The sequence below is a fragment of the Vibrio kyushuensis genome (genome assembly GCF_050337325.1).
GTDB lineage: Bacteria > Pseudomonadota > Gammaproteobacteria > Enterobacterales > Vibrionaceae > Vibrio > Vibrio kyushuensis.
This window is the reverse complement of record NZ_JAKJSV010000015.1, coordinates 1-26,142: the sequence shown is the minus strand read 5'-3', so window position 1 is coordinate 26,142 and position 26,142 is coordinate 1. Positions and strand designations below refer to the sequence as shown.

At 44.0% G+C, this 26,142-nt stretch carries 27 protein-coding genes; 11 read left to right on the top strand and 16 right to left on the bottom strand.

All coding sequences use genetic code 11. The features are described 5' to 3' along the window. Positions 1-9: 9 nt before the first annotated feature. Positions 10-294, bottom strand: coding sequence for an acetolactate synthase 2 small subunit (ilvM, locus tag L4D20_RS22620; protein ID WP_428803844.1), 285 nt, complete (start codon positions 292-294; stop codon positions 10-12). 11 nt (positions 295-305) lie between these two features. After that, positions 306-1,952 (bottom strand): acetolactate synthase 2 catalytic subunit, encoded by a 1,647-nt coding sequence (gene ilvG, locus L4D20_RS22615; protein WP_428803843.1) that lies wholly within the window; start codon positions 1,950-1,952, stop codon positions 306-308. A 466-nt stretch (positions 1,953-2,418) separates the two neighbouring features. Here ilvG and L4D20_RS22610 point away from each other — a divergent pair, with 466 nt between their 5' ends. Continuing rightward, entirely contained in the window at positions 2,419-3,942 is a 1,524-nt protein-coding gene (locus L4D20_RS22610; protein ID WP_428803842.1) for a YifB family Mg chelatase-like AAA ATPase, read from the top strand. A 36-nt stretch (positions 3,943-3,978) separates the two neighbouring features. Here L4D20_RS22610 and L4D20_RS22605 read toward each other — a convergent pair whose 3' ends face one another. The 6 genes from L4D20_RS22605 to L4D20_RS22580 form a co-directional block, all read right to left on the bottom strand. Continuing rightward, positions 3,979-4,932: a DUF2860 domain-containing protein gene (locus L4D20_RS22605; protein ID WP_428803841.1), complete on the bottom strand. Its 954-nt coding sequence runs from the start codon at positions 4,930-4,932 to the stop codon at positions 3,979-3,981. A gap of 128 nt (positions 4,933-5,060) precedes the next feature. Continuing rightward, positions 5,061-5,660, bottom strand: a complete 600-nt coding sequence (locus tag L4D20_RS22600) for a thiol:disulfide interchange protein DsbA/DsbL (RefSeq protein WP_428803840.1) — start codon at positions 5,658-5,660, stop codon at positions 5,061-5,063. A 37-nt stretch (positions 5,661-5,697) separates the two neighbouring features. After that, positions 5,698-6,684, bottom strand: a complete 987-nt coding sequence (locus L4D20_RS22595; RefSeq protein ID WP_428803839.1) for a serine/threonine protein kinase — start codon at positions 6,682-6,684, stop codon at positions 5,698-5,700. Between the two features lie 57 nt (positions 6,685-6,741). Next, the gene (gene ccoG / locus L4D20_RS22590; RefSeq protein ID WP_428803838.1) at positions 6,742-8,160 is read right to left on the bottom strand and encodes a cytochrome c oxidase accessory protein CcoG; all 1,419 of its coding nucleotides are present in this window, start codon (positions 8,158-8,160) and stop codon (positions 6,742-6,744) included. A gap of 270 nt (positions 8,161-8,430) precedes the next feature. Beyond that, a complete protein-coding gene (locus L4D20_RS22585) occupies positions 8,431-8,697 on the bottom strand; it encodes a YihD family protein (RefSeq protein WP_428803837.1) in 267 nt (88 codons plus the stop codon). A gap of 125 nt (positions 8,698-8,822) precedes the next feature. Next, the gene (locus L4D20_RS22580; RefSeq protein WP_428803836.1) at positions 8,823-8,990 is read right to left on the bottom strand and encodes a hypothetical protein; all 168 of its coding nucleotides are present in this window, start codon (positions 8,988-8,990) and stop codon (positions 8,823-8,825) included. Between the two features lie 346 nt (positions 8,991-9,336). Between L4D20_RS22580 and L4D20_RS22575 the strand changes: the two genes are divergently transcribed. Both L4D20_RS22575 and trhA read left to right on the top strand, forming a co-directional pair. Next, positions 9,337-10,131: a sporulation protein gene (locus L4D20_RS22575; protein WP_428803835.1), complete on the top strand. Its 795-nt coding sequence runs from the start codon at positions 9,337-9,339 to the stop codon at positions 10,129-10,131. 89 nt (positions 10,132-10,220) lie between these two features. Then, a complete protein-coding gene (gene trhA / locus L4D20_RS22570; RefSeq protein WP_428803834.1) occupies positions 10,221-10,880 on the top strand; it encodes a PAQR family membrane homeostasis protein TrhA in 660 nt (219 codons plus the stop codon). A gap of 21 nt (positions 10,881-10,901) precedes the next feature. Here the strand turns inward: trhA and L4D20_RS22565 are convergent, their stop codons facing one another. The 5 genes from L4D20_RS22565 to def all read right to left on the bottom strand — a co-directional run bounded on the left by L4D20_RS22565 (position 10,902) and on the right by def (position 16,823). Then, entirely contained in the window at positions 10,902-12,347 is a 1,446-nt protein-coding gene (locus L4D20_RS22565) for a TrkH family potassium uptake protein (RefSeq protein ID WP_428803833.1), read from the bottom strand. Positions 12,348-12,375: 28 nt separating this feature from the next. Next, positions 12,376-13,752: a Trk system potassium transporter TrkA gene (gene trkA, locus L4D20_RS22560; protein ID WP_428803832.1), complete on the bottom strand. Its 1,377-nt coding sequence runs from the start codon at positions 13,750-13,752 to the stop codon at positions 12,376-12,378. Positions 13,753-13,839: 87 nt separating this feature from the next. Further along, positions 13,840-15,141, bottom strand: coding sequence for a 16S rRNA (cytosine(967)-C(5))-methyltransferase RsmB (gene rsmB, locus L4D20_RS22555; RefSeq protein ID WP_428803894.1), 1,302 nt, complete (start codon positions 15,139-15,141; stop codon positions 13,840-13,842). A 140-nt stretch (positions 15,142-15,281) separates the two neighbouring features. Then, positions 15,282-16,229, bottom strand: coding sequence for a methionyl-tRNA formyltransferase (gene fmt / locus L4D20_RS22550; RefSeq protein ID WP_428803831.1), 948 nt, complete (start codon positions 16,227-16,229; stop codon positions 15,282-15,284). A gap of 75 nt (positions 16,230-16,304) precedes the next feature. Then, positions 16,305-16,823 (bottom strand): peptide deformylase, encoded by a 519-nt coding sequence (gene def / locus L4D20_RS22545; RefSeq protein ID WP_428803830.1) that lies wholly within the window; start codon positions 16,821-16,823, stop codon positions 16,305-16,307. 139 nt (positions 16,824-16,962) lie between these two features. On the opposite strand from def, the gene L4D20_RS22540 reads away from it, so the two are divergent. From L4D20_RS22540 to L4D20_RS22525, 4 genes are read left to right on the top strand one after another with little or no spacing between them, the layout of a single operon-like run. Next, entirely contained in the window at positions 16,963-18,138 is a 1,176-nt protein-coding gene (locus L4D20_RS22540; protein ID WP_428803829.1) for a LysM peptidoglycan-binding domain-containing protein, read from the top strand. A gap of 10 nt (positions 18,139-18,148) precedes the next feature. Beyond that, entirely contained in the window at positions 18,149-19,261 is a 1,113-nt protein-coding gene (gene dprA, locus L4D20_RS22535) for a DNA-processing protein DprA (RefSeq protein ID WP_428803828.1), read from the top strand. A 2-nt stretch (positions 19,262-19,263) separates the two neighbouring features. Then, positions 19,264-19,740 (top strand): DUF494 family protein, encoded by a 477-nt coding sequence (locus tag L4D20_RS22530; RefSeq protein WP_428803827.1) that lies wholly within the window; start codon positions 19,264-19,266, stop codon positions 19,738-19,740. Between the two features lie 34 nt (positions 19,741-19,774). Further along, positions 19,775-20,335 carry a DNA topoisomerase family protein gene (locus L4D20_RS22525; RefSeq protein WP_428803826.1) on the top strand — a complete coding sequence of 187 codons (561 nt, stop codon included), beginning with the start codon at positions 19,775-19,777 and terminating at the stop codon, positions 20,333-20,335. Between the two features lie 84 nt (positions 20,336-20,419). Here the strand turns inward: L4D20_RS22525 and L4D20_RS22520 are convergent, their stop codons facing one another. Both L4D20_RS22520 and purE read right to left on the bottom strand, forming a co-directional pair. After that, a complete protein-coding gene (locus L4D20_RS22520) occupies positions 20,420-21,550 on the bottom strand; it encodes a 5-(carboxyamino)imidazole ribonucleotide synthase (RefSeq protein WP_428803825.1) in 1,131 nt (376 codons plus the stop codon). A gap of 3 nt (positions 21,551-21,553) precedes the next feature. Further along, on the bottom strand, positions 21,554-22,039 hold the full coding sequence (purE, locus tag L4D20_RS22515; RefSeq protein WP_248010715.1) for a 5-(carboxyamino)imidazole ribonucleotide mutase: 486 nt from the start codon (positions 22,037-22,039) through the stop codon (positions 21,554-21,556). Between the two features lie 201 nt (positions 22,040-22,240). On the opposite strand from purE, the gene tsaC reads away from it, so the two are divergent. From tsaC to L4D20_RS22495, 4 genes are all read left to right on the top strand, one after another. Then, the gene (gene tsaC / locus L4D20_RS22510) at positions 22,241-22,798 is read left to right on the top strand and encodes an L-threonylcarbamoyladenylate synthase type 1 TsaC (protein ID WP_428803824.1); all 558 of its coding nucleotides are present in this window, start codon (positions 22,241-22,243) and stop codon (positions 22,796-22,798) included. Positions 22,799-22,846: 48 nt separating this feature from the next. Then, on the top strand, positions 22,847-23,764 hold the full coding sequence (hemF, locus tag L4D20_RS22505) for an oxygen-dependent coproporphyrinogen oxidase (RefSeq protein WP_428803823.1): 918 nt from the start codon (positions 22,847-22,849) through the stop codon (positions 23,762-23,764). A 108-nt stretch (positions 23,765-23,872) separates the two neighbouring features. Continuing rightward, complete coding sequence (aroE, locus tag L4D20_RS22500) at positions 23,873-24,706, top strand: shikimate dehydrogenase (RefSeq protein WP_428803822.1); 834 nt, start codon at positions 23,873-23,875, stop codon at positions 24,704-24,706. Further along, entirely contained in the window at positions 24,706-24,972 is a 267-nt protein-coding gene (locus L4D20_RS22495; protein WP_428803821.1) for a DUF1488 family protein, read from the top strand. The genes aroE and L4D20_RS22495 overlap by 1 nt, the downstream gene beginning before the upstream one ends. Position 24,973: 1 nt before the next feature. On the opposite strand, the gene L4D20_RS22490 is transcribed toward L4D20_RS22495, so the two are convergent. Beyond that, complete coding sequence (locus L4D20_RS22490; RefSeq protein WP_428803820.1) at positions 24,974-25,519, bottom strand: gamma carbonic anhydrase family protein; 546 nt, start codon at positions 25,517-25,519, stop codon at positions 24,974-24,976. Positions 25,520-26,142: the final 623 nt, after the last annotated feature.

Below are 26,142 nucleotides of genomic sequence, written 5' to 3'. Positions count from 1 at the left end.
CTGTCTTCCTTATGCACTAATCTTTTGTTGTAAGTTGTTATTTGGCAGTTCGTCATTGCTGATAATCGTGACATCAACGCTACGAACGTCCCATAATTTTTCTATTTGATTGGTCAAAAAAGAGATTGGGCGATCACTGTCGACAATGATCTCAACGCTCGCAACCTTGCTTTCATGGTTCTGTGTTCCTGCAACTTGTTTTACAACAAAGCCACGGTGGCGCACGACTCTCAGTACACGCTCAAGGAGTACCGGTTTATCATCCGCTTTGATGTCGAGTAAGTATCTTTCCATTTTGGCGCTTCCTATGTGTTCTCTAGCATTTCGCTGTTCGACGCACCAGGTGGAACTAGCGGCCATACATTCTCTTCTTCATCAATAATGACATGAAGCAGATACGCGGTTTTACTTTCTAGCATCTCTTTCAGGGCTGGCTCAACTTCTTCTTTCTTGGTGATAGTTTTACCTGGAATATCGAAGGCTTTAGCAAGCATTACGAAGTCTGGGTTGTCATCCAGAATTGTTTCACTGTGGCGGCCATCAAAGAACAGTGATTGCCATTGACGAACCATGCCTAAACGAGAGTTGTTCAGTAGCACCATTTTTACAGGGATCTGGCGACGCTTTAATGTGCCAAGCTCTTGTATGTTCATCATAAATGAACCGTCACCCGAGATTAGAATTGACTGATCGTCGGGTCTGCCAACTGCTGCACCCATTGCCGCTGGCAAGCCAAAGCCCATCGTTCCCAGACCTGCAGAGGTGATGAAGTTTTGCGGATTACGCGGCTGAATGTGCTGTGCAGCCCACATTTGGTGCTGGCCCACATCGGTCGAGATAATACTGCTCTCTGGCATCATTTCAGAAAGTTGCTTAAGAAGCAGTGGAGCAAAAATTAGATCACCTGGATGATCGTAGCGCCACTTAAAACCTTTACGTAGGCTTTCACTGTGCTGAACCCAAGGGTTGATATCTTGGCTTAGCTCCAGTTGAGGAAGAATAACGTTAATGTCACCACGTAGAGAAGCATTTGCCGTGCGCAGCTTGTTAAATTCAGCCGCGTCGATGTCTAGGTGTATGACTTTAGCGTGAGGAGCAAAGGTATCAAGCTTGCCGGTTACTCGGTCATCAAAACGAGCGCCGACAACAAATAACAGGTCACACTCTTGTACCACTAGGTTGGCGGCTTTGGTGCCGTGCATCCCTAGCATGCCCAAATAATGTGGGTCGTGACGTTCAACAGAGCCAAGCCCTTTTAATGTGCTGACTGACGGCATTGGATTTAGGCGTAAAAACTCACGAACGCTTTCTGTTGCATGGGCTAGTTGAACGCCGCCACCAACATAAAGAACAGGGCGAGTACTTTGTGAAAGCACCTCTTGCGCTTTAGCGATATCGTCAACACTAGCAACTGGTATTGCTGGTGGTGTAAATGGAGGAAGAATAGAAACAGGCGCTTGTGCGAGTTGTACATCTTTAGCGATATCAACAATAACAGGGCCTGGACGACCTGTTTTAGCTACTTCAAAGGCTTCCGCCAAGGTTGGAGCGAGTTCGTTGATGTCTGTGACTAAGTAGCTGTGCTTAGTACATGAGAGAGACATACCAATCACATCCATCTCTTGGAAGGCATCGGTACCAATATGAGAGCTTGCGACCTGACCGGTGATAGCAACCATCGGTACGGAATCAAGAAATGCATCAGCAAGGCCAGTTACTAAGTTGGTAGCTCCCGGGCCTGACGTTGCCATACATACGGCGACATCTTGTGTTGCGCGTGCCATTCCAATTGCAGCCATTGCTGCGCCTTGCTCGTGTCGGCAAAGAATATGCTCAACACCGCCATCGTATAAGGCATCGTAGATTGGCATGATAGCGCCACCTGGATAACCAAATACCGTTTTGATTCCTTGCTGGGTTAAAGCAGAAACGACTAATTCAGCACCTGTCATTACATGCCTCCCATATTGTTGTGTTTGTTGCACTTCATGTGCGCTCCCATTCTTCCTGTCATGTCTGATTGCTTAGTCTAATGTTAAGTCAATCAGGATGAGCTTCAGTCTAATTAGTTGTAAAAAAACCCCCGGACTTTTCAGTGCGGGGGTTTTTAAAATCTTGTGGTTATCTGCTGCCCACTAGCCCCCGCGTGGTGTCAATAATGACCACGATAATCAGGAGTACCAGAGTGTTGATGCGGGCTTTGAAGTTCATCTTATTTCTTTTGTCTGTCTTAAATTCTATTAAATATTGAACAAATTTGTTTGTATACCTAGTGGTAACATATATTTCCGTTAAATGACAAGCAAAAACTCATTCTTTTTTCACATTCTATCAGCATACCGACACGTTATATAACATCCTTACTCAAATAATAGCCATTCAATAATGGCTGTGAATAGTTATCAAAAGGGAAGTTATATGGGATTAGCCATAGTTAATAGTCGCGCCTGTGTTGGGGTTGAAGCACCAGAGGTCACTGTTGAGGTTCATATTAGTAATGGGCTTCCTGGTTTTAGCTTAGTCGGCTTACCTGAAACCACGGTTAAAGAAGCAAAGGATCGTGTTCGTAGTGCCATCATTAATTCTCGATTTGAGTTTCCAGCCAAGCGTATAACCGTCAATCTTGCACCTGCCGATCTTCCTAAAGAGGGCGGGCGATTTGATTTGCCAATTGCATTGGGGGTTTTAGCTGCCTCAGATCAGATCCCAATCGATAAACTGACGGATCGGGAGTTTATTGGTGAACTAGCGCTCTCTGGTGAGCTTCGCTCTGTAAAAGGCGTGTTACCTGCGGCTCTTGCGGCTAATAAAGCTAAACGTTGTTTAATCGTGCCTCACTTAAATGGTGATCAAGCTGCGTTAGTTGGTAAGGAAATTCATAAGTCGGCACAAAGCTTGTTGGAGGTGTGCGCTGAATTGTGTGGTCAACAGTCACTCGATCTGTTCCAAACCAAGGCGAAGTTTAGTGAACGGAAGTTAACACGTGATCTACAAGATATTATTGGGCAGCAACAAGGTAAACGAGCGTTAGAGATAGCGGCAGCGGGAAACCATAACCTGCTTTTTTTGGGTCCACCCGGTACGGGAAAAACCATGCTGGCTTCTCGGTTGTGTGATTTATTGCCTGAAATGTCGGAAAGTGAGGCGATGGAAACGGCATCGGTTGCCTCGTTAACTCAGCAAGAGATCAATGAAAATAATTGGAAGCAGCGACCTTTTCGCTCTCCTCATCATTCAAGCTCTATGGCGGCATTGGTTGGTGGCGGCTCTATCCCTCGCCCGGGTGAGATATCGTTGGCTCATAACGGACTGCTGTTCTTAGATGAGATGCCCGAATTTGAACGCAAGGTACTGGATTCATTAAGAGAACCCTTAGAGTCAGGGGAGATTATAATCTCTAGGGCTCAAGGTAAAACACGCTTCCCGGCTCGGTTCCAATTAGTGGGTGCGCTAAACCCAAGCCCTACGGGTTATTATGAAGGCAATAATACTCGGACCAACCCTCAGCTTATTTTGCGTTATTTGAACCGTTTGTCTGGCCCATTGCTGGATCGGTTTGATATGTCGATAGAGATCCCTGTCTTACCAAAAGGCGTACTAGCGGAAGGGGGTGATAGAGGTGAGCCCACAAAGGTGGTTAAGCAGCGGGTAGAGATTGCTAGGGAGCGCATGCACCAAAGAAGTGGTGTGGTTAATGCGTTATTGGGTAGTCGAGAGGTCGAACGATACTGCCCGTTAGAAAAGGTCGATGCACAATATCTAGAAACGGCCTTGCATCGACTTGGGCTTTCTATTCGTGCCTATCATCGAATTATTAAAGTGGCGAGAACCATTGCAGATTTAGACGGGGCACAGCAGATAGCCAAACCTCACTTAGCAGAAGCGCTTGGCTATCGAGCGATGGATAGATTGCTAAAGCAACTGACGTTACAGGCGGTGTAATCTCACGGTCTGTAAGTGCCGACTAAAAAGTGCTGATTAAAACTTATAGTTAACACCGAATGTTACGATCGTTTGTGACTCGTCATAAAAATCGATATTAGCATCGGTCTGATCATAGCCAACAAATGAAATCAGTGACCAGTTTTTCCAACCCATTAGATTTTGGTACTCATACGCGGCAAAAAAAGAGAGCGTATTTTCAGAGCGAGTTTGCCCAAATAATGGATTAACCGCTTGATAGTCCTGTAGTGAGTAGGAAGCGGTAAGTGCTATTTGATGGGCTCCAAAAAATTGGAATAAGCTTACTTCACCACGATAACCATCAAAGCTGTTTGCTTCCCCTTTTGATTTTTGTTTTGTATAGGCAATGGAAGGGGAAATAATTGTTGTTTGGCTAAGAGGAATACCGACCTGTCCCTTAATAAAATAGGTTTCCGCATCGCGTGCGAGTTCAGAAATATCCGTCGTATCTTGCTCTACATCTTTATCTCCATAGGCCATATCAATTGAAACTCGGCTGCCAGCAATTTTAGAGAGTTTTAATCGATAGGCATTACCATCAACATCCGTCTCTTTCCGATCATTATCAGTATTATACGGGTCTTGCCAAACGCTACCAGCCATGACAGTCGGTAGATACGCAAGATCGATAATAGTGGATGATGGCAGTTGGTATTTGTAGCCCAACTGAAGTGCGAGAGTACCCACTGCAATATCATCACGAGTCGTACCAAAATAGATCTGCTGATTTGATTGACCAAAAGTGTAAGCAAGATTGCCTAAGGGTGCGACGATAAAGGAGTCACTGCTTTTTGTTGATTGATCTAGGCTCTCGAGGGTGGCATCAGCATCGGTACTAAGGTGAGACTCTTGCGAAGCGTAGACACTGTTGAGTGATATTTCACCACTAAAACCATTGCTGTCTGAGAGTTTCGCATGGCTTGGCGTGGCTATTAATAGTGTCGTTAGTAGTAAATAGTTAGCTTTCATCAGGTTCTCCGTCACCTTGATTGAGTGTCATAACTATACTGTATGCTTTGTGGGAGTATATGATTTATTTTTAAGAAAAAGGGAGCAAATTATTGCTCCCCTTAGATTGATTTTAATAACTAGATTAGCTATTTAGTTAATAAGTAGTTCACTAATTCAAAGTACTCAGTCGTTGTTTTGATTGACTGCGCTTGAACAAGGTAGCGATGGTTAACAACCACAGCCGGAACACCAGTTAAACCACTGTCTTGGAACTGCTTATCAAAGCGACGTACCATCGAATCTACCGCAAAGCCATTATAGGCAGCGTCATACTTGTTAGCGTCGATACCTTCATCAATGAAGATTTGGCGTAGTGCGTCTTCGTTTTTAGGTGGCTTGCCCATGTTATGAATGCGATTAAACAGAATAGGGACCATTTTATCTTCAATTTTTAGTGCAACCATGGTCGCATAAGCTTTGCTAACAGGAGCGCCCATCGATCCACCCATGAAAGAAACGTGGTTCTTTTGTAGCTTTGCGCCTTCAGGAAGTTGCTCTTTTAACTGCTCAATCACAGGCTCAAGAGAGTTACAGTGAGGGCAGTAGAATGAGAAGAACTCAGTCACAATTGGTTTTTTTGATGGCTCCAAATCCAGCACTTTGTAGTGCTGTCCTTCTTCAAATTGAGCCGCGTGAGTAGTCAGGCTAAGCATCAGTGTCGCGAAAAGTGCAAACAGCTTCTTCATTGGTATCTCCATATTCTATTTATCAGGCAATTGCCCATTACCATTGTGGTGTGAGTGATAGTGAAGGTTCACTCAAAGCCGCAATTTGTTCTTTAAAACCTAAGACTTGGCTTTCCCAGTATTTTGGATCATTAAACCAAGGGAAAGCGAGTGGAAAAGCAGGATCCTGCCATCTTTTTGCTAACCAAGCCATATAGTAGACCATTCGTAGACCGCGCAAAGGCTCAATAAGTTTCAGCTGTGAGTGATCAAAGTCGCAAAACTCTTGATAAGCTTCCAAAATGATATCTAACTGGGCCATTTTATCGGCCCGATCGCCGTTGATCAGCATCCATAAATCTTGAACCGCAGGACCATTTCTAGAGTCATCCAGATCCACAAACATCGGTCCATCTCGCCACAAAATATTACCAGGATGGCAGTCTCCGTGAAGTCGAATAATATCGACTTGGGGTTGCCACTGCTCTTCAAGGCGAGAGATTAGTAGGTCGAGATCGCTAAAGAACGCTTTCTCTAAGTGCATTGGAATAAAAGACGAGTTCTCTAATAGCTTTCTCGGTTGATAAAGGTATTCATCCAGACTGATCGTTGGTCTATGAGCAAAAGTTCGCTGCTGGCCTACTTGGTGAATTCGACCTAAAAATCGTCCCACGCCTTCTAACTGATCAAAGTTATCGACCTCGAACTGCCTACCACCAACACTAACAAACAGAGCAAATAAGTAGCCCTTGTATTGATGCATTGTATGGCCGTTTATTCGGCACGGTGGGGCCACGGGTATTTCAGCGTCGTGCAATTCAAGTGTGAAGTCATGCTCTTCTTGAATTTGAAGCTCACTCCAACGCTCTGGGCGGTAAAATTTCACCACATAGCGTTGGCGCTCTTCGTCGGTGAATTGATAAACGCGGTTTTCATAGCTGTTGAGTGGCAAAAAGCCAGATTCGGCACGAATCCCAATACTTTCTAGTGCGTACCACATGAAGTCGGGAGTAAGTGCATTAAAGTTAAATGCTTGTTCGGTCATAATTAAAAAGGCTCATTACTGAGCCTTTTCCATAATATTTGAATTTGGGAATATCGGTTAGAGCTCGCCAATGAAGCGGCTTTCTACTTCTATTCTGAAACCATCACTGTCTGACAGTATAAACTGAATCGTGGTAACAGGAGAGGTTAAGTTATCAGGATTTATACCCAAACTCATCGGTAGGTTCAGTACTTCACCGGGTTTTACGTGGATTGTGTTTCGACCATACCATGTGGCATCGCCAAGGCCTGAAACATCTAAGTCATAGCTTTGAGTTTGCTGAGTTTTATTGATGACTTTCAGGGTGTACGTATTCTCAATCTCACCAGCATTATTTTCTCTAAATAGCTGACTTCTATCTCGAATGACACTTAAACCGGCAGGCTCAACGCTCGCGATCTGAGCGAAGAATAAGCCGATCATGACGATAAATATCAAGCCATATCCAATCAGCTTCGGTCGCATTATGTCGGTCTTATGGCCGGCAAGTTGATGCTCAGTGGTGTAGCTGATCAGCCCTTTCTTGTATTTCATGCGTTCCATGGTTTTGTCACATGCGTCAATACAGGCACCGCAGTTAATGCATTCGTATTGCAGGCCGTCACGAATATCAATGCCTGTTGGGCAAACCTGTACGCATAAGTCGCAATCAATACAGTCGCCTAAACCGAGATCTTTAGGGTTGGCTTTTCGACCTCGTGGGCCTCTATCTTCGCCACGTTTGGCATCGTAACCGACAATAAAGGTATCTTTATCAAACATTGCTGACTGGAAACGGGCATAAGGACACATGTGCAAACAGACGATAGAGCGCATCCAACCTGCATTTGCGTAGGTACAGCCAGCAAAGAATAGAACCCAAAATACTGGCCAGAACGAACCGCTAAAGGTAAAGAAGCCAACGATTAGCTCATTAATGGGAATGAAGTATCCTACAAAGGTAAAGCCTGTAGCTAAAGCGATGGCTATCCATGCGCAGTGCTTAAGGGCTTTTCTCATTATTAACTTTGAGGTGAGTTTTCCTGAATCTTGCTTACGCCTTTTATTGGCACTGCCTTCAAGCTTTTCCTCAAACCAAATGTACATAAAGGTCCATACTGTTTGTGGGCAGAGATAGCCACACCAGACTCGCCCTAAAAAGGTGGTCAGGAAGAATAGGCCAAACGCAGCAATCATAAATAGTAGTGCGAGTAGGGTAAGATCCTGCGGATAAAGAGTCGTGCCAAAGAAATTAAACTGTTGCGCGGCAATATCGAGCAGTACGGCTTGGCGTTCACCGTAAGGAATCCAAGGGATAATGGAGAACAGAACCAATAAAAACCATCCGCCGTAGCGACGCAGTTTTTGAAATGCCCCCTTACTTTCGCGCACATAAATTCCGCTACTTGGGTTAAATCGATCCTTCTTCCCTTTATGGGTTTTGGGATTAAACGTTTTAGGGGTCACGTCTTTAATATCGATCTTATCCTGACTCATTAAGTCATCCTTTTTCTGGGGCTATTAGGTGCGAATTCTGATGTTCACACTCTATCGACACTGCAATTTATTTGGATGGCCTGATGCGTATGAAAATGAATCAGTACCAACACTGTCTTTATAGGGGCGTTATTATACAGTGTATAGCCTATTTAATTGTTTAACATTAGCCACAGTTCATAACAAAAAATCTATAACAGATGAAACACTTAGGACTAATAATAAAAAAGCGACCTAAGTAGGTCGCTTAATTTGGAAAGATAATTGGCGTTATTTAACGATGCCCCGAGCGCGTAAAATCGCCGTTTTGAAATCATCTTCTTGGTCTTTCTTTAGACCCGGGATCATCTCCGTTTTTTCACTGTTACGCATTTTTAGATGATAGATGAGGACGTCATCAGTGAGGTCTTCTAGCTTATCTTCATAGCCCGCTTCTTGGGCAATCTTCACAATAAATTGTAATAGATTCAATTGTTGATCTTTTTGCCACTCAGGCTCTAGCAGTTCAAGTAATTCTTCAATTCGATGACACTTCACTTTTTTCTCTCGTTGTTATCATTATGAATGGGCAATGTAGCAAATATGGCGGCTTTTACTAGGCTAGATAGGCTTGATTGATAAATTATAAGCGTAAAAAAGCGCAGTGAGCACTGCGCTTTTTATTAAGCCGCTTTAATTTCTTTGGTTGGATCTGACACTGTGCGAGCTGTCTTTTCCGCCAACGTCATAGCGGGTGCTGCTGGTTTAGCTGTCGGAGCAGTAGCAAAGCCACTACGTCGACGAGACGCACTACGGTTCGAGTGCGCAAACCTGACGGGTGTTGGGCGCATTTATTTACCTAACGGTCAGGCACATCCATTGCCAATCTAATGGCCTAAATCGCTATGAGTTGAGCTTCAATTGCTTGAAGGGTGGCTCTTCTGGCTTTCGCCAATCCAAATAACGACTCAGGAGTAATGATATGCGAACATATCAAAACTAGATTAGCACCAACCATTTCATTGGTCGATATCTAAACAGTAGATTTGATTTGTTATTATGATAATAATGTGATCGAAATGTAATCTTACCGTTTGGTCTACGAATACCGATCGAAACAGTGGTTGAAATCACAGTTGCTCGATTGAGTTAAGACAAGGTTCATGGTTACTATGAACCTTCATCAAGGAGGTGTGTATGTCGTTTTTCAAGAAAACCCTCGCAAGTTTCGGTATTGGTTCGGCAAAGGTCGACTCGGTACTACAACAAGAAGTGCTATTACCCGGACAAGGGGTGAATGTGACCATTCATGTATATGGCGGTTCAAGTGAGCAAGATATTGATAATATTGAGCTAAAACTCTGTTGTCGTTATGTAGAAGAGGTGCCTGTCGATCAAGGTGAAAAAGGGAAAGGTGAACGTACTCGCCGTGTTAATCAAACTTATACTTTAGCTAATTGGAGTCTTCCCTATGCTTTCACCATTAAACCGGGTGAAGAGCGAGACTTTAATGTTGAGTTAGATGTACCACTGAATACGCCTGTGACCATTGGTGATGCCAAAGTTTGGCTCGAAACTGGCTTAGATATTTCTATGGCTATCGACCCAACAGACAAAGATATTCTCACCGTGCGACCTGATCCGATAATGGATGGCATTTTTACTGCGCTAGAAGAGCAAGGTCTACGAATTAGACAGGTAGAGTGTGAAGCGGTAAAAGGCTTTGAGTTGCCCTTTGTGCAAGAATTCGAGTTTGTACCGACAACGGGGCCTTATCATGGTCGTTGGCGAGAGGTTGAAATCGTTGCTCATCATACAGGTGATGCGATCAAGCTTTGGTTTGAAGTCGATAGAAATCGAGAAGGGGCGAAGGGAATGCTGGCGAGCCTTCTTGGGCTAGGACAGTTAAAAAGAGAGCTTATTATTCCTCTCGATACCAATCCTGAATTGGCGGGAAAGCAGGTTCTTGAATACCTAGAAAGTAGCTGTTAGAGAACAGTTAATAATTTAAGCGTACACGTGTAAGCTTAAATGTGCCATACTGCCAACCAATGATATTATTATTCTAGGTTGGTGGTGTGATGACAGCTTCGGTTAGCACTGAATATACATCTCGTGAAGAGCTCGCAAACTCAGTGAGCCATGGTCTTGGTGTGTTATTTGGTATTGTGGCGCTCGTTCTATTACTGCAAAAATCAATGGCTGCTCAAGCCGATACACTGACGTTTGTCAGTATGGGGCTTTATGGTGCCAGCATCATCATCCTGTTTCTTGCCTCTACTCTTTACCATTCTATCTCCTACGCTAAAGCGAAACGTTGGTTAAAAACGTTCGATCATTGCGCTATTTATCTCCTTATTGCAGGTACTTATACCCCTTATTTATTGGTCGGTTTAAGAACGCCACTCGCAATCGGTTTGATGATCGTGATTTGGCTGATCGCTTTGGTTGGCATCATTATGAAGCTGTTTTTTGTCTATCGCTTTAAAAAGGCTTCTCTGATCACCTATTTAGCGATGGGTTGGTTGTCGCTGGTTGTGATTTATCAGCTGGCGTTAAATATAGAAATGGGTGGCTTGATACTACTTGCTGTGGGCGGGCTTATTTATTCGTTAGGCGTCGTGTTCTATGTCATCAAGCGTATCCCTTACAACCATGCTATTTGGCATCTGTTTGTTTTAGGCGGGAGTGTCTGCCACTTTCTATCTATCTATCTCTACGTTACACCTGTTTCAGCTTAACTTTCTTGTTTTACCAGGATATTAACGTCGCCAAAATGCAGGAAAGAATAGAACCAGTAGGGTAAGAATCTCTAATCTACCCATTAACATGCCGAAGCTCAGTAACCATTTTGCTCCGTCTGGCAGTGGGGCGAAATTTCCTGTTGGGCCAATCACAGAGCCCATGCCTGGACCAACATTGGCAACCGCGGTGATAGAGCCTGAAATACTGGTAATCGGGTCAAGTCCCATCGCACTGAGTCCCGCAGCAATAAATATAATGGTAATAAAAAACATCAGACCAAACGCCACCACTGAGCGAACGATATCATCGTTCACTGGGCGCTGATTGTAGCGTTGTACAAACACGCCAGAAGGGTGAATCAACTTCATCATCTGTTTATTGAGTAGCGCAAAGGCAATTTGAAAACGGAATACTTTTATCCCGCCAGAGGTAGAACCGGAACACGCTCCAGCCATCATTAAAAATGCAAATAGAGTGGTTGGCAATGCGCCCCACGCCGTGAAGTCTTCTAGTCCAAACCCAGTGGTAGTGACCACCGAAACGATGTTAAACATCGACACTCGGAAAGCATCTAAGATGGCGTATCCATCTCGAATAACGAGCCATGCGGCCACTACGACGCTTGAAACAAGAAACAGATAACTAAAGCCTCTCACTTGAGCATCTTTTAATAGGGCTTCTGGTTTGCGTTTTTTAAGTGCGGTGACAAAGAGTAAAAATGGTAATCCACCAAGAAACATAAACAGAGTAGCGACCCAGTGTGACCCGTTAGAAAAACTGTTCATCGAGCCGTCAGAGGTTGAATAACCGCCTGTTGATAGTGTGGTAAAGGCATGGTTAATCGCATCAAACAATGACATACCAGTAAGAAGGTAACCAATCAGACACAGTAACGTTAGAGTGAGATAAACCGCGACGATATTCTTCGCCACCGTTTTCGCTCTCGGGCTGCTTTTATCTGACCAGTCTGATGATTCCGTTTGGAACAATTTCATACCACCGACATTGAGCATTGGCAAAACGGCCACTGCCATAACGATAAACCCAACACCGCCCAGCCATTGCAGTATAGAACGCCACAACAAAATGCTCGGTGCCATGCTATCTAGGCCACTCAGTACTGTTGACCCAGTCGTAGTAATGCCTGACATGGTTTCAAAGTAAGCATCGGTGAAGCTGATGTGATTGATAAAGACAAAAGGTAATGCGGCAAAGGCACTGGCTATTGTCCAAACAAGACTGGTGATAAGAAACATATCTCGAACGCTCAATTGGAATTTAGCAGTACGTCCGAGTGTTAGACATAAGAAAGCAACAACATGGGTGATGAGAAGGGACTGGCCAAACTCGATGAACCCACCAGTCCCAGTAAAGAAGGCGACAATCGTTGGAATATACATAAATAGGGCTAACTTTGATAAAAGCAGCCCGATAACGAATAAGATAGGACGTAGGTTTACCATGTGATGATGCTCCTAGTCGCCAAAATGATTAGAGGAAGAAAGCACTTGGTTGGAAGAGTGCTTCAACATCAGAGACGTATTTTTTGTTCACTAAGAACATAACAACGTGGTCATCTTGCTCGATAATGGTTCTATCATGGGCAATCAGTACTTCATCACCACGGACAATCGCACCAATTGTGGTACCCGGTGGTAATCGAATGTCGCCAATGGCTTTACCAACGACTTTCGAGGTTGTTTCATCACCATGAGCAATGGCTTCAATAGCCTCTGCTGCGCCACGACGAAGTGACGATACGTTAACGATATCTGCACGACGAACGTGTGTTAATAGTGCTGAAATCGTTGCTTGCTGAGGAGAGATCGCCACATCAATTACACTGCCTTGTACTAAATCTACATAGGCACTGCGCTGGATAAGTACCATCGCTTTTTTTGCACCCATTCGCTTAGCGAGCATGGCTGACATGATGTTGGTCTCATCTTCATTAGTCAGTGCAATAAATACATCGACTTGATCGATATTCTCTTCGGTAAGCAATTCTTGATCGGCTGCGTCTCCACAGAAAACAATCGTATTTTCAAGATCTTCTGATAACTTCTCAGCACGCTTGTAGTTGCGCTCGATTAGCTTAACGCTATAGCCTTGCTCTAGACGTTTCGCCAGACCAGCACCGATATTACCGCCACCCACAATCATGATGCGTCGATAAGGCTTTTCTAGGCGTTGCAGCTCACTCATTACTGAGCGAATGTGATTACTTGCAGCAACGAAGAATACTTCGTCATCTGCTTCTATAATCGTGGTGCCTTGCGGCCTGATTGGTCTACCTTGGCGGAAAATAGCCGCTACACGGGTATCAATGTGTGGCATGTGATCGCGCAGTGCAGAAAGGGCGTTACCAACTAGCGGCCCGCCATAGTAGGCTTTTACCGCAACTAGGCTGACTTTCTCATCAGCAAAACTTACCACTTGCAGTGCACCGGGGTATTGAATGAGGCGTTCGATGTAACTGGTGACAAGCTCTTCTGGAGCAATCAAGTGATCGACCGGAACCGCACCAGATTTAAACAGAGCGTCTTTTTCTATTAAGTATTCAGGAGAACGAATACGAGCGACTCGGTTGGGTGTATTAAACAGAGTAAAGGCGACTTGGCATGCTGCCATATTGGTTTCATCCATATTGGTGACCGCAACCAACATGTCTGCATCTTGTGCACCCGCTTCACGCAGTACATCTGGGTGACTGGCGTAGCCGTTTACAACACGTAAATCATATTTATCTTGAAGCTCGCGGAGGCGATCGCCATTTTTATCGACGATGGTGATGTCGTTATTTTCACCGACTAGATTTTCTGCCAGTGTGCCGCCCACCTGACCCGCGCCAAGAATAATGATTTTCATGCCATGTTCTCTTTATTACTGCTCTAAGTCGTAAATGAAAGCATCATTGGATGCTTTCATTCAATTCGGTCTTACTAAGCTATTAAATTATTGATTCGTCAGTTGACTAGGCGACCGCTTTTTTAGCACAGCGTAGTAGAAGCCATCCATGTCATCTTCACTTGGAAGAATTTGTCGACCGGGTGCTGATGGCTCAGAACCTGTTAATTCTGCGTTTTCTGTACGTGCCAAAAAGTCAGTGACTTGTAAGCTGTTCTCTTTTGGGTGAATCGAGCAGGTTGCGTAAACCATAGTGCCGCCTGGCTTCAATTGCTTCCACATTGCATCCATGATTTCACTTTGAAGCTCAACAAGTGCATCAATGTCGGTTGCTCTACGTAGCCATTTGATGTCAGGGTGACGACGAATAACACCGGTTGCTGAACAGGGTGCATCTAGCAAAATACGATCAAATTGTTCACCTTGCCACCATTCTTCTGGGTAACGTGCGTCACCGCAAATAACATCCGCATTTAGTTGCAATCGGTCAAGGTTATCGTAAACACGATCAAGCCTTTTGGCATCACAATCAATCGCGACGACTTCAGTGTCTTTAGTATGCTCAAGGATGTGTGCTGTTTTACCACCTGGCGCTGCACAGCAATCAAGAATCAATTCGCCTTCTTGTGGTTCTAGGTAGTCAACAGCAAGCTGCGCTGCGGCATCTTGTACTGAAACCCAACCTTTTTCAAAACCAGGTAAGTTGCTCACATCACACGGAACCGCCAATTTTATCGCATCAGCGGCTTCAGGGTGAGTAGTGAACTCTATGTCTTCATTTTTGAGTAGTTCAAGATATTCATCACGAGTGTGGTGTTGGCGATTAACACGCAACCACATTGGTGCTTTGCTGTTATTGGATTCTGTAATAGCTTCCCACTGCTCAGGGTAGCTCTCTTGTAGCATTTTCAGGATCCAACTAGGGTGGCAGTATTTTCCAGCATTGTGGCTAAGCGAAATGGCATCTAGCTCTTCTTGGTTGCGAAGGTAGTTACGTAATACAGCATTGATGAGCCCGCTTAAACTAGGACCACGAAGTGTATTGGTCGCTTCGACCGTTTCCCCAACAGCAGCGTGAGAAGGGATGCGCATAAATCCAAGTTGATATATTCCGACTAGGATAAGGTGGTGAAAAACACGCTTTTTACCTTTAAGTGAATTCTCCATCAGCTCATTAGCTATCGTCTCTAAACGAGGTAAGTAGCGTAATGCGCCATAGCAAATCTCTTGTAGCAGCGCGTGGTCTCGAGGACGTATGGTTTTTTGAGCGGCTGGTAGAGCGTGAGATAGCGAGTGGCCTTTGTCGACGACTTGGAAAAGTACGTTAGCTGCGGCTGCGCGAACATTCATGGTGAATACCTTAAAAGTTATTGGAGGCATCTCTGCCTCCTAAAATGTACTGACTTACCTATCCTGAGTTCAGGCTGTTTTTATTAAGTCATTGATAAAACAAATTTGTTGCTTGAGGTGTAACGGTTTTTGATGAGTGATCAACTCAATACGCTACCCACTTCAAACCAGCTTGCACGAGAGTTGAGAATATCTTGCACCGACATGGCTTTTTTACCTGGAACTTGTAGCTGTTCAAGTACGATAACGCCGTTGCCTGTTGCGATATAGATGCCAGTTTTATCGGCTTTCAAAATGGTGCCTGAAGCTTTATCACTAGACTCACCATCAAAGCGGCTTTGCCAAACTTTAATCGTATTCTCTGCGGCTTCAAAGTGACTCATTGGCCAAGGGTTGAAAGCACGAACACAGCGTTCGATGTGCGTGGCATCATCATTCCAGCTAATACGCGCTTCATCTTTGCTTAGCTTCTTCGCGTAGTTGGCTTGTTCATCATCTTGTTTTTCAGCAATAGCGGAGCCGTCGGCAATTGTCGCAATACACTCAACAAGCGCATCAGGACCAAGCTCGGCAAGCTTTTCATACATAGAGGCGCTGGTATCACTAGCTTCAATTGGAAGTGTCGCGATTTGCAGCATATCACCCGTATCGAGACCGATATCCATTTGCATAATGGTCACGCCAGTCTCTTTATCTCCAGCCCAAATTGAGCGTTGAATCGGAGCCGCGCCACGCCAACGAGGAAGAATCGAACCATGAACATTAATACAGCCAAGTTTTGGCGTATCAAGAACAGCTTGTGGCAGCAATAGACCATAAGCCACCACAACCATTAGATCGGCATTGAGATCTTTAAGCTGTTGCTTCGCTTCATCTGACTTGAAGTTTTCAGGCTGAAAAACAGGAATATCGTGTTCAAGTGCAATGTTTTTAACTGGGCTAGCGGTTAGCTTCTTACCACGACCGGCTGGGCGGTCGGGCTGAGTGTAAACCGCAATGACTTCATGCTCCGAAGACAACAACGCCGCCATGTGACGGGCGGCGAAATCTGGAGTACCTGCAAAGACAATTCTTAAAGACTGGCTCAAGGTAGGCTTCCTTTTATAAGTGATGGACGCTAGTTATAAATAGCGGGTACTAGAGGTGATGACCTCTAGACCATTTTATTTGTTGGCTTGTTTTTCGTTAAAGCGTTTAATCTTAGTTAGCTTATCTTGGATACGCTTGCGCTTTAACGGAGATAAATAATCCACAAATAACTTGCCTTTTAGGTGGTCAAGTTCGTGTTGTACACAGATAGCCAAAAGGTCATCGGCTTCGAAAGCGATCTCTTCACCTTCTCTGTTTAGTGCTTTTACTGATACTTCAGAGGCGCGTGGAACCAAAGCGCGTGCTCCAGGAACCGATAGACAGCCTTCTTCAATGCCGTCTTCACCGCGCTTTTCAGTGATCTCTGGATTGATAAGTACCATTGGCTCATCACGTGTTTCTGAAATATCGATTACGACGATACGTTGGTGGAAATCAACCTGTGTTGCGGCAAGGCCAATTCCGTCTTCTTCGTACATGGTTTCAATCATGTCATCGACGAATTTTTGAATCTCTGGTGTTACCTTTTCGACAGGCTTAGCGACAGTGCGTAAGCGGTCATCTGGGAACGTTAATACTTGTAATACAGACATATACACTCTAAATGTTGAACTGTGCCGAATCGGCCTAAATCTCGTTGGCTCAATTCTAGACATTTTAGACCCTAAATGACAGCATCCAAACGTGAATAATCGCGTTTTTGATTACAAATAAGACTAAGGGAATTAGGCTATGCCACGTGCAATCCATCTTATATACATGCTTTTTTTCTCTGCATTAATGACTTACTCGCTCTCTGCCTTCGCCACGAACAGTCAGCCACTTAGTGTAAAAGAAGGGGCACCTAAAACTTATACGGTGGTGAAGGGCGATACGTTGTGGGATATTTCTGAGCTCTACCTTGATAGCCCGTGGCTGTGGCCAAAGTTATGGAAAAATAATCCCTACATCGATAACCCTGATCTAATTTACCCCGGCGATAGACTGACGCTGTATTGGATAAATGGGCAGCCAGTGCTTAGTTTAAAGCCGATGGTAAAGCTTAGCCCTAAAGTGAGGATGTTAGAAAAACAAGCCGTTCCGACGGTAAAAGAGAGTCTTGTGATTCCCTATCTAAAGTCTGATCGCTTATTGGATTTAGAGGCATTGAACAATAGCAGTAAAGTGCTTGGTGCTAGCAGTGGTAAGAAATTTCTCACCTCTGAAGAGTCTCTCTTTATTAGTGGCTCTCAAAATACTGAGGGTAGTCAAAAACAGGTAGACTGGGGCATCTACCGAGTAGCGAATGAATACAAGCGTGATGATAAGACGATGGTGGCGCTTAAACGAATCGCGAGCGCAAAATTTCATCAAACGGATTCAGATTTAACGCAATTGAAGCTCATTAATCAGCGACAAGAGATTTGGTTAAACGATATTGCGCTCCCCGATATTATTGTTGATGGAGAGAGCTTGACGATGACATTTTACCCTTCACCATCGCCAGTGGAGATCACTGCAAATATTTTAGGTGCGCTTAATGGCAGCGAATACTCAGTAAAAAATCAGATAGTGATTATTGATAAAGGCTCAGAGGATCAAATTAAACAGGGCAGTATGTTTAAGCTGCTTGAGTCGGGTGCAGCAGTATACGAGAAGAAAGGTCAATTCAGTTATAAAGATAACTCTAAGCGTCCAGCGGTTCGGTTGCCTGATAGTGCCATTGGCAGTTTGATGGTGATTCGCCCATATCAATACTTCAGCCTAGCACTTATTACGGTCAGTGAGGCCCCAATCAGCAAAGAGTCACTGTTAGTCTCACCTGATTATCAACTCAACCAAGAGATGCTAAAGGATTCAAATGGCGTTGTAGAAGCAAGTTTAGTCGAAACTACTAATACCATAGCTGCTGAACACCCAGACAGCTAATGAGCCATTAATGTCAGAGAGCGAGCTAGCAGCATGGTTGGCATTATCATTTACCCCTAAAATTGGCAGTAAAACCTTAGCTCGCTTAATTGCCATCGATGCGCCGCATAAACTCATCGAGCGTGACATAACATCCCTTCAATCGATTGGCTTATCTCCCTCTCAGGTTAGCTATTTCAAACAAGGCTCGCGGCGTGATGTTGATACTTGCCTTCAATGGACGCAAAGCACTAGCCATCATATATTGACCCCTCTTGATGAAACTTACCCACCTTTACTGAAAGAAATCTCATTTCCACCTCCCGTTTTGTTTGTTAAAGGTCGTCTTGATTGTTTAGCTCAACCACAAATAGCCATGGTTGGTAGCCGAAATGCCAGTACTGAAGGGCTAAATACAGCAAGATCATACGCAACAAGCTTTGTTGAACATGGGTTGGTTGTTACTAGTGGTCTCGCGCTAGGTATTGATGGTTATGCACATGACGGAGCATTGAATGCAGGAGGACAAACCGTGGCTGTATTAGGCTCTGGTTTAGATGAAGTTTATCCGGCAAGGCATCGAAACCTGGCTCATCGAGTAGTTGATTCTGGTGCGCTAGTTTCAGAGTTTGCACCTCACATTAAGCCAAGACCGGCTCACTTCCCTAGGAGAAATCGGATTATTAGTGGCTTATCGGTGGGCGTACTGGTTGTTGAGGCGGCGGAAAAAAGTGGCTCATTAATTACCGCAAGGTATGCAGCAGAGCAGGGAAGAGACGTATTTGCTATTCCTGGTTCTATTTATAGCGGAGTGAGTCACGGTGGTAACTCATTGATTAAAAACGGTGCGTGTTTAGTTCAAAGTGAACAAGATGTGTTAGATGAAATTGATACCTTGGTAAACTGGTCTATTAATCAAAGAGCCAATACTCAGGCGGATTTATTTGATAAAATAGATAACGAAGAAGAATTGCCATTTCCTCAACTGTTAGCTAACGTAGGAATAGAGGCTACGCCAGTTGATATTCTCGCGAGCAGGACCAATATACCTGTTCATGAAGTCATGATGCAGCTCTTGGAGCTTGAGCTTTCAGGGCATGTTGTTGCAGTTTCCGGTGGCTATATTCGTAATGGGAGGGGCTAGCTATGATGATGGACATACTGATGTATTTGTTCGAAACCTATATCCATAGCGATGCAGAATTGCAAGTGGACCAAGATGAGCTAGAAGACGAGCTTCTTCGAGCGGGGTTTCACGAAAAAGATATTTATAAAGCCCTTCATTGGTTGGAAGAGTTAGCGGCGTTACAACAAAGTGACGAGCACTCAGCAATTACAACCAGTGCCGCGACATCCACCCGTATTTATACGGCAAAAGAGATGCAGCGGATAGACTTAGAGAGCCGAGGTTTTCTACTTTTTCTAGAGCACATTAAAGTACTGACGACTGAAACTCGTGAGATGGTCATTGATCGTGTGATGGGTTTAGAGACGAACGAATTTGAATTGGATGACTTAAAGTGGATTATTCTGATGGTGCTGTTTAACGTACCAGGGAATGAAAATGCTTATACGCTAATGGAAGAGCTGTTATACACAACTGAGCAAGGTATTTTGCATTAAGTTTTCTTTCATTTAACCACTGATTAAGAGTCCGATGAGCAGTAAAATCGATCAAACACTATTTTCAGGTCATGAGCATGCAATAGAGCATGAAGCGTGCCCTAATTGTGATGGCGAACTTCAGCTTCGTCATGGTAAACACGGCCCTTTTCTTGGGTGCAATCAATACCCAAGCTGTGACTATATTCGTCCATTACATCAAAACGATGGCCATATAATCAAACCGCTCGGTGTCGCTTGCCCATCGTGTGAGCATGAGCTTGTCTTACGTCAGGGGCGATATGGTATGTTCATCGGGTGTAGTCATTACCCTGAATGCAACCATATTGAATCGCTAGATGAGCAAGAAGATGAAAATGCGCCACAATATGCTTGCCCTGATTGTGGAAAAGGTCATCTAATTGAGCGTAAAACTCGATTTGGCAAATTATTCTATGCGTGTGAATGCTACCCTAAATGCAAATTTTCGGTGAACTTACCTCCGGTAAAAGGTCGATGTGAAGAGTGTGGTTTCCCATTGTTGGTGGAGAAGAAGCTGGCGAGTGGGATTAAAATTCAATGCGCTGATAGACGCTGCCATCATACTCAGTCATAACTCATGCGATATGTTTGCATTCTAAATTTTGAAAACAAAAAATGACGCGAATGCGTCATTTTTTATTCGTCTTTATAAGCTTAATTAATTGATATTTTGTGCCAATTCATGAATGGCAGGATAGGCATCTTTATCGAGAATATCAGCGAGTGAAGATAAGGTATGCTGAAGCTCTGCTTGAGAGTGAGCACATACATTAATATGGCCCATCTTTCTTCCTGCACGCTTCTCTTTTCCATACCAATGTACATGGCAACCTTCGGTTGAAAGTAGGCTTTCAGGTACACAGTCTTCGCCAAGGATATTGATCATTGCCGTTGGGCGTATCAATTTGGTACTACCGAGTGGAAGCCCTGTTACTGCTCGAAGGTGGTTTTCAAACTGACAAGTTTCCGCACCCTGTTGAGTCCAGTGTCCTGAGTTATGCACACGTGGTGCTATCTCATTAACTAGAAGCTGGCCATTCACATCAAAAAACTCAAGAGCAAGTACACCCACATAATCGAGGCGATTGGCAATAGCGGTAAACATCTGCTTGGCTTGGCTTTGTAGCTCAAGATCATCGATGGCCGTTGATAAGCTCAATACACCGTCGGTATGAACGTTCTCAGCGAGTGGATAAACTGAAACACTGCCATCTTTTGCTCTAGCACCCACTAATGAGACTTCGCGGTCAAAACCTATGAATGCTTCAGCAACGATAGCTTGGGTTGGAGAGGCGGCGATACATTCAGCCATCTCTTGCCAAACTGTCTCAACACAATCGAGAGATTTTAGACGCCATTGGCCTTTACCGTCGTAACCACCAAGCGCACTTTTTAGCACCATTGGTAGTTTGACATGCGCAATTGCTGCATCAAAATCTTCGCGAGTATTAATGATGTAATACGGCGCGTTTTTCACCTGAGCGTCATCGAGTAGTGCTTTTTCTATTCGGCGGTCACCACCAGCTTTAATGGCTTCAGTGCTTGGTAGAAACTTTCCGCTTTTTTCACAGACATCAAGAACATCATGTGGGATGTGCTCAAATTCAGCGGTAATTACATCGGCCTGTGCAATCGCATTATCCAACCCATGACCTATCACAGCCTGAGTTAGAGGGTGAACAATGTCTTCACTGTTCACGTCAAATGCGGATATCTCAATATTAAGTGGTGCGCCAGCCAGTGACATCATTCGAGCAAGTTGCCCGGCACCTAATACCAATACATGCATGATTTAGTCCTCAGCAGGGTTTGGATTTGCTAATACAGTATCCGTTTGCTCTGTACGGAACGCTTCTACTTTAGCCATAACACTCTCATCGTGTGTACCAATAATTTGAGCGGCCAAAATACCAGCATTTGCAGCGCCAGCTTCACCGATAGCAAGCGTACCAACCGCAATTCCCTTAGGCATTTGAACGATAGATAGTAGAGAATCCATGCCTTTTAAAGCGCGAGATTGTACTGGTACACCTAATACAGGAACGCTTGTAAATGCCGCTGCCATACCTGGAAGGTGAGCTGCACCGCCAGCACCAGCAATAATGACTTTAATGCCGCGCTCTTTTGCACTTGTCGCGTAGTCCGCCAGTAGTTGAGGAGTTCTGTGCGCAGAAACGACTTTAGTTTCGTAAGGAACACCAAACTGATCCAGCATTTCTGCTGCTAGTTTCATTGTTGGCCAATCTGACTTAGAACCCATAATAATGCCGACTTTCATCTCAAACTCCTTCAAGCTTCAATAATTTGGTGAGCGGATATTTTGGGCGCATTATACGGGGAAAATCGCATCAAGCAAACGATTGCGTTGCTCTTGGTAGAAGATTGATACATTTTATAAACAAATAGCTTTAGGCACTGATAGTGATTATTTGTACACTTATGATAATCACCGCTGATAAATAAGAACTAGGAAGTCATCGTGAAGAATATTGAGCAAGTGAACCAAGCCTTGCAGCAAGGAGAAGTTATCGCATACCCAACCGAGGGTGTCTTTGGTGTTGGATGCGACCCTGATAGCCCTGAAGCGATACAAAAATTGCTGGAATTAAAGCAGCGTCCGGTTGAAAAAGGCTTGATTCTCATTGCTGCCAATTACGAGCAGTTATTGCCGTACATTGATGAAAGCCAGCTTAGTGCAGAGCAACTGATGGCGGTACACGCAACCTGGCCAGGGCCTGTAACTTGGATAATGCCAACTAGTGATAAAACTTCTTCATGGGTGTCGGGGCAATTCGATTCTATTGCGGTCCGTGTTACTGACCATCCATTAGTGCAAGAGTTGTGTCTCGCATTTGGTAAGCCTATTACCTCAACCAGTGCTAACCTTACTGGCCTTGATCCATGCATGACATCTGAAGAGGTCGAGGTACAATTGGGTGATAAGCTATTTTCTATTTTAGATGGCAAAACAGGTGGGCGTGATAAGCCGAGTGAAATTCGCGATGCCAAGACCTCTAAAGTATTAAGACAAGGCTAATAAAACGATTCAATGATAAAGATAACGAAAGCAGCGTAGGAATAAATAATGGCAAGTATTGATAAGAATAAGGTAAAGCAGTTTTTATTATCGTTACAAGACAAGATCTGTGCTGAATTAGAACAAGTCGACGGTACAGCGTTATTTAAACATGATGACTGGGAAAAAGGCCCGACCGAGCGATTAGCAGGTGGTGGTCGTACTCGCGTAATGCGTAACGGAAATGTCTTTGAGCAAGGCGGCGTTAATTTTTCTCATGTATTAGGCGAAAAAATGCCAGCTTCCGCTACGGCTCATAGACCTGAACTCGCGGGGCGAAGATTTGAAGCAATGGGGGTGTCATTAGTGATGCACCCAAAGAATCCTTATATTCCTACCTCTCACGCTAATGTTCGTTTCTTTATTGCAGAAAAAGAGGGTGAAGACCCGATCTGGTGGTTTGGTGGTGGCTTTGATTTAACACCGTTTTACCCATTTGAAGAAGATTGCCAGTATTGGCATAACGCTGCTAAAGAAATCTGTGAACCGTTTGGTTCTGAAGTCTACACGGAACATAAAGAGTGGTGCGATAAATACTTCTTCTTACCACATCGAGATGAAACTCGTGGTGTGGGCGGTTTATTCTTTGATGATCTTAATCACTGGGAGTTTGATAAGTGCTTTGAGTACATGAAAGCAGTAGGTGAGGGTTACATTACCGCCTACGTTCCCATTGTCCAAAGAAGAAAAGAGACCTTATTTGGGGACAGGGAGCGCCAATTCCAACTGTACCGTCGAGGGCGCTATGTTGAATTTAACCTAGTGTACGATCGTGGCACTTTGTTTGGCTTACAGAGTGGGGGCCGTACGGAATCCATTTTGATGTCGATGCCACCACTCGCTCGTTGGGAGTATTCCTACCAAGTTGAAAGTGGCTCTCCTGAAGCTGAGCTCTACGATCACTACCTAAAACCTCGCGATTGGTAATTGTTACCTATATATAGAGGCTTTCTTCTCTATATAGATAGTGATAGGGTCATAACATCAGGCAAACGCCTTTTGATATGACCCTTTTTTATCTGATAGGTTAAGGATATGACTCAGCAAATAGATCGTTACGTCGTTTTCGGCAATCCCATAGCACAAAGTAAATCTCCCTTCATTCACACTCTATTTGCTCGACAAACCAATCAACCGCTCACCTATATTACGGCTTGTCCTCCTAAAGGTGGCTTCAAACAGGCAGCAACAGATTTCTTTTCTGAAGGCGGCAAAGGCTGCAACATTACAGTGCCATTTAAAGAAGACGCGTATCAGTTTGCTACACGGTTAACAGAGAGAGCGCAGTTGGCTGGCGCGGTTAATACGTTAAAAAAATTAGATGATGGAGAAATTATCGGTGATAACACCGATGGTGAAGGCTTAGTTCAGGACTTACTTCAATATCAGGTGCCGTTAAAAGGCGCTCGTATCTTACTTATTGGTTCGGGCGGTGCGGCAAGAGGTGTTATTAAGCCTTTACTCGATCAGAACCCCGCTGAGATTATTGTTACTAATAGAACCCATTCAAAAGCTCACAATCTTACCGAGATGTTTTCCCAATATGGAAATATCAGTGCGATTGAGATGGAAAAAATAGATGACTCATTTGATGTCATTATAAATTCGACCTCATCAAGCTTAAGTGGTGAGTTGCCTTCTATCTCTTCTAATATTTTTTCTGAACTCAGTGTTGTGTATGACATGATGTATGGATCGGGGAAAACAACCTTTAATCAATGGGCGAGTGACCACGGTGTTGTACAAGTCTACGATGGTTTGGGTATGTTGGTAGGTCAAGCCGCGGAAAGCTTTATGTTGTGGCGAGGTCTGAGACCCGGTTCTAAGCAGATCTTAAGAGAATTGCGCAAAAATCTAGAAGGTATGTAATGAATCAATCTATTTTATTTCCTGATATCCAAGACTGGAATGAAGAGAAAAAGGTGATCAGTTTTTCGGCTCAACAATCAGGTGCGTTAATTGAATGCTCAATCTCTGTATCGCAACTAGAGCGGTTATCGGATAAAAAGATAGTTTCAACGCAGCTGGCATTAGAGATCTTCAAAGAGTATCGATTTGATATTGAGGAACTAGCAGAAGAGTTAATAGAGCAAGAAGAGTTTGATACTTCAGGCTCTATTGAGATTAAGGCCTGAGTTACACCGGTTTTACTTCTTCTATATAGTCATTTTTATTCTGAACATAATTATCAGAAGATTTTTGCAAAAAGGCGCGTTCTTTATCAGATAAAGGGCGTGCTTGTTTTACTGGGCTACCCACATAAAGATAACCGCTTTCCAGCACCTTATTCGGTGGCACCAAGCTGCCTGCGCCGATCATCACTTCATCTTGAATTACCACACCATCAAGTACAATTGCACCCATACCCACTAAAACTCGATTGTGAATAGTGCAGCCGTGTAGCATCACCTTATGACCAACAGTGACATCATCGCCGATAATCAATGGAAAGCCTGCTGGATTCTCTGGGTTTTTATGGGTTACATGTAAGACACTACCATCTTGAACATTGCTGCGCTGACCGATATGGATGTGATTCACATCTCCACGAGCGGCGACTAAAGGCCATATGCTCGAATCATCGCCAATTTTGATGTCTCCAACCAAAACTGCACTACTATCTATATAGACACGGTCACCTATTTCAGGGCGAATGCCTTTATAACTGCGTATTGAACTCATAATTTCTCCTTATTCATAAGGATTAAACGGGAAATGTGACGGAAATAGTAGCAAAAAACACACTTGTTGATTGAAAAACACCCAAGCAGTTAAAAAAAGCAAAAAAACCTAATAAAAGCACTTGCCAACGTGAGCGCGATCTCTATAATGCCCCCTCGCTGACACGGGAAAGCATCACTACTTCGGTTCTGAAGCGCCCAGTTAGCAAGGTTTGATAGCTTAAGCTAAGTGCTTAAAAAAGATTTGAAAAAGTGGTTGACACTAAAACTTAAATCGCTAGAATGACCGTCCGCTTAGAGAGCTTCTTCTTAGGAAGAATGACTCAACAAGCAACGCTCTTTAACAATTTAAACCTATCAATCTGTGTGGGCACTCGTTGATGAAAATCCAAAATGTTTTTACCTTGGTAAAAACAGTTTCTTCGGAAACACTTGGGCTTCAATGAACTGAGTGACCAATACGAATAACTTCGGTTATTTGGCACAGTCAATTCATTACCATTCTGTTGGAATGGTAATAGCTTTAAAGTTACATATTTACTTCGGTAAATATTAGTTTTGAAGTCAGTATTCATTGAGCCGACAAAATCTTAAATTGAAGAGTTTGATCATGGCTCAGATTGA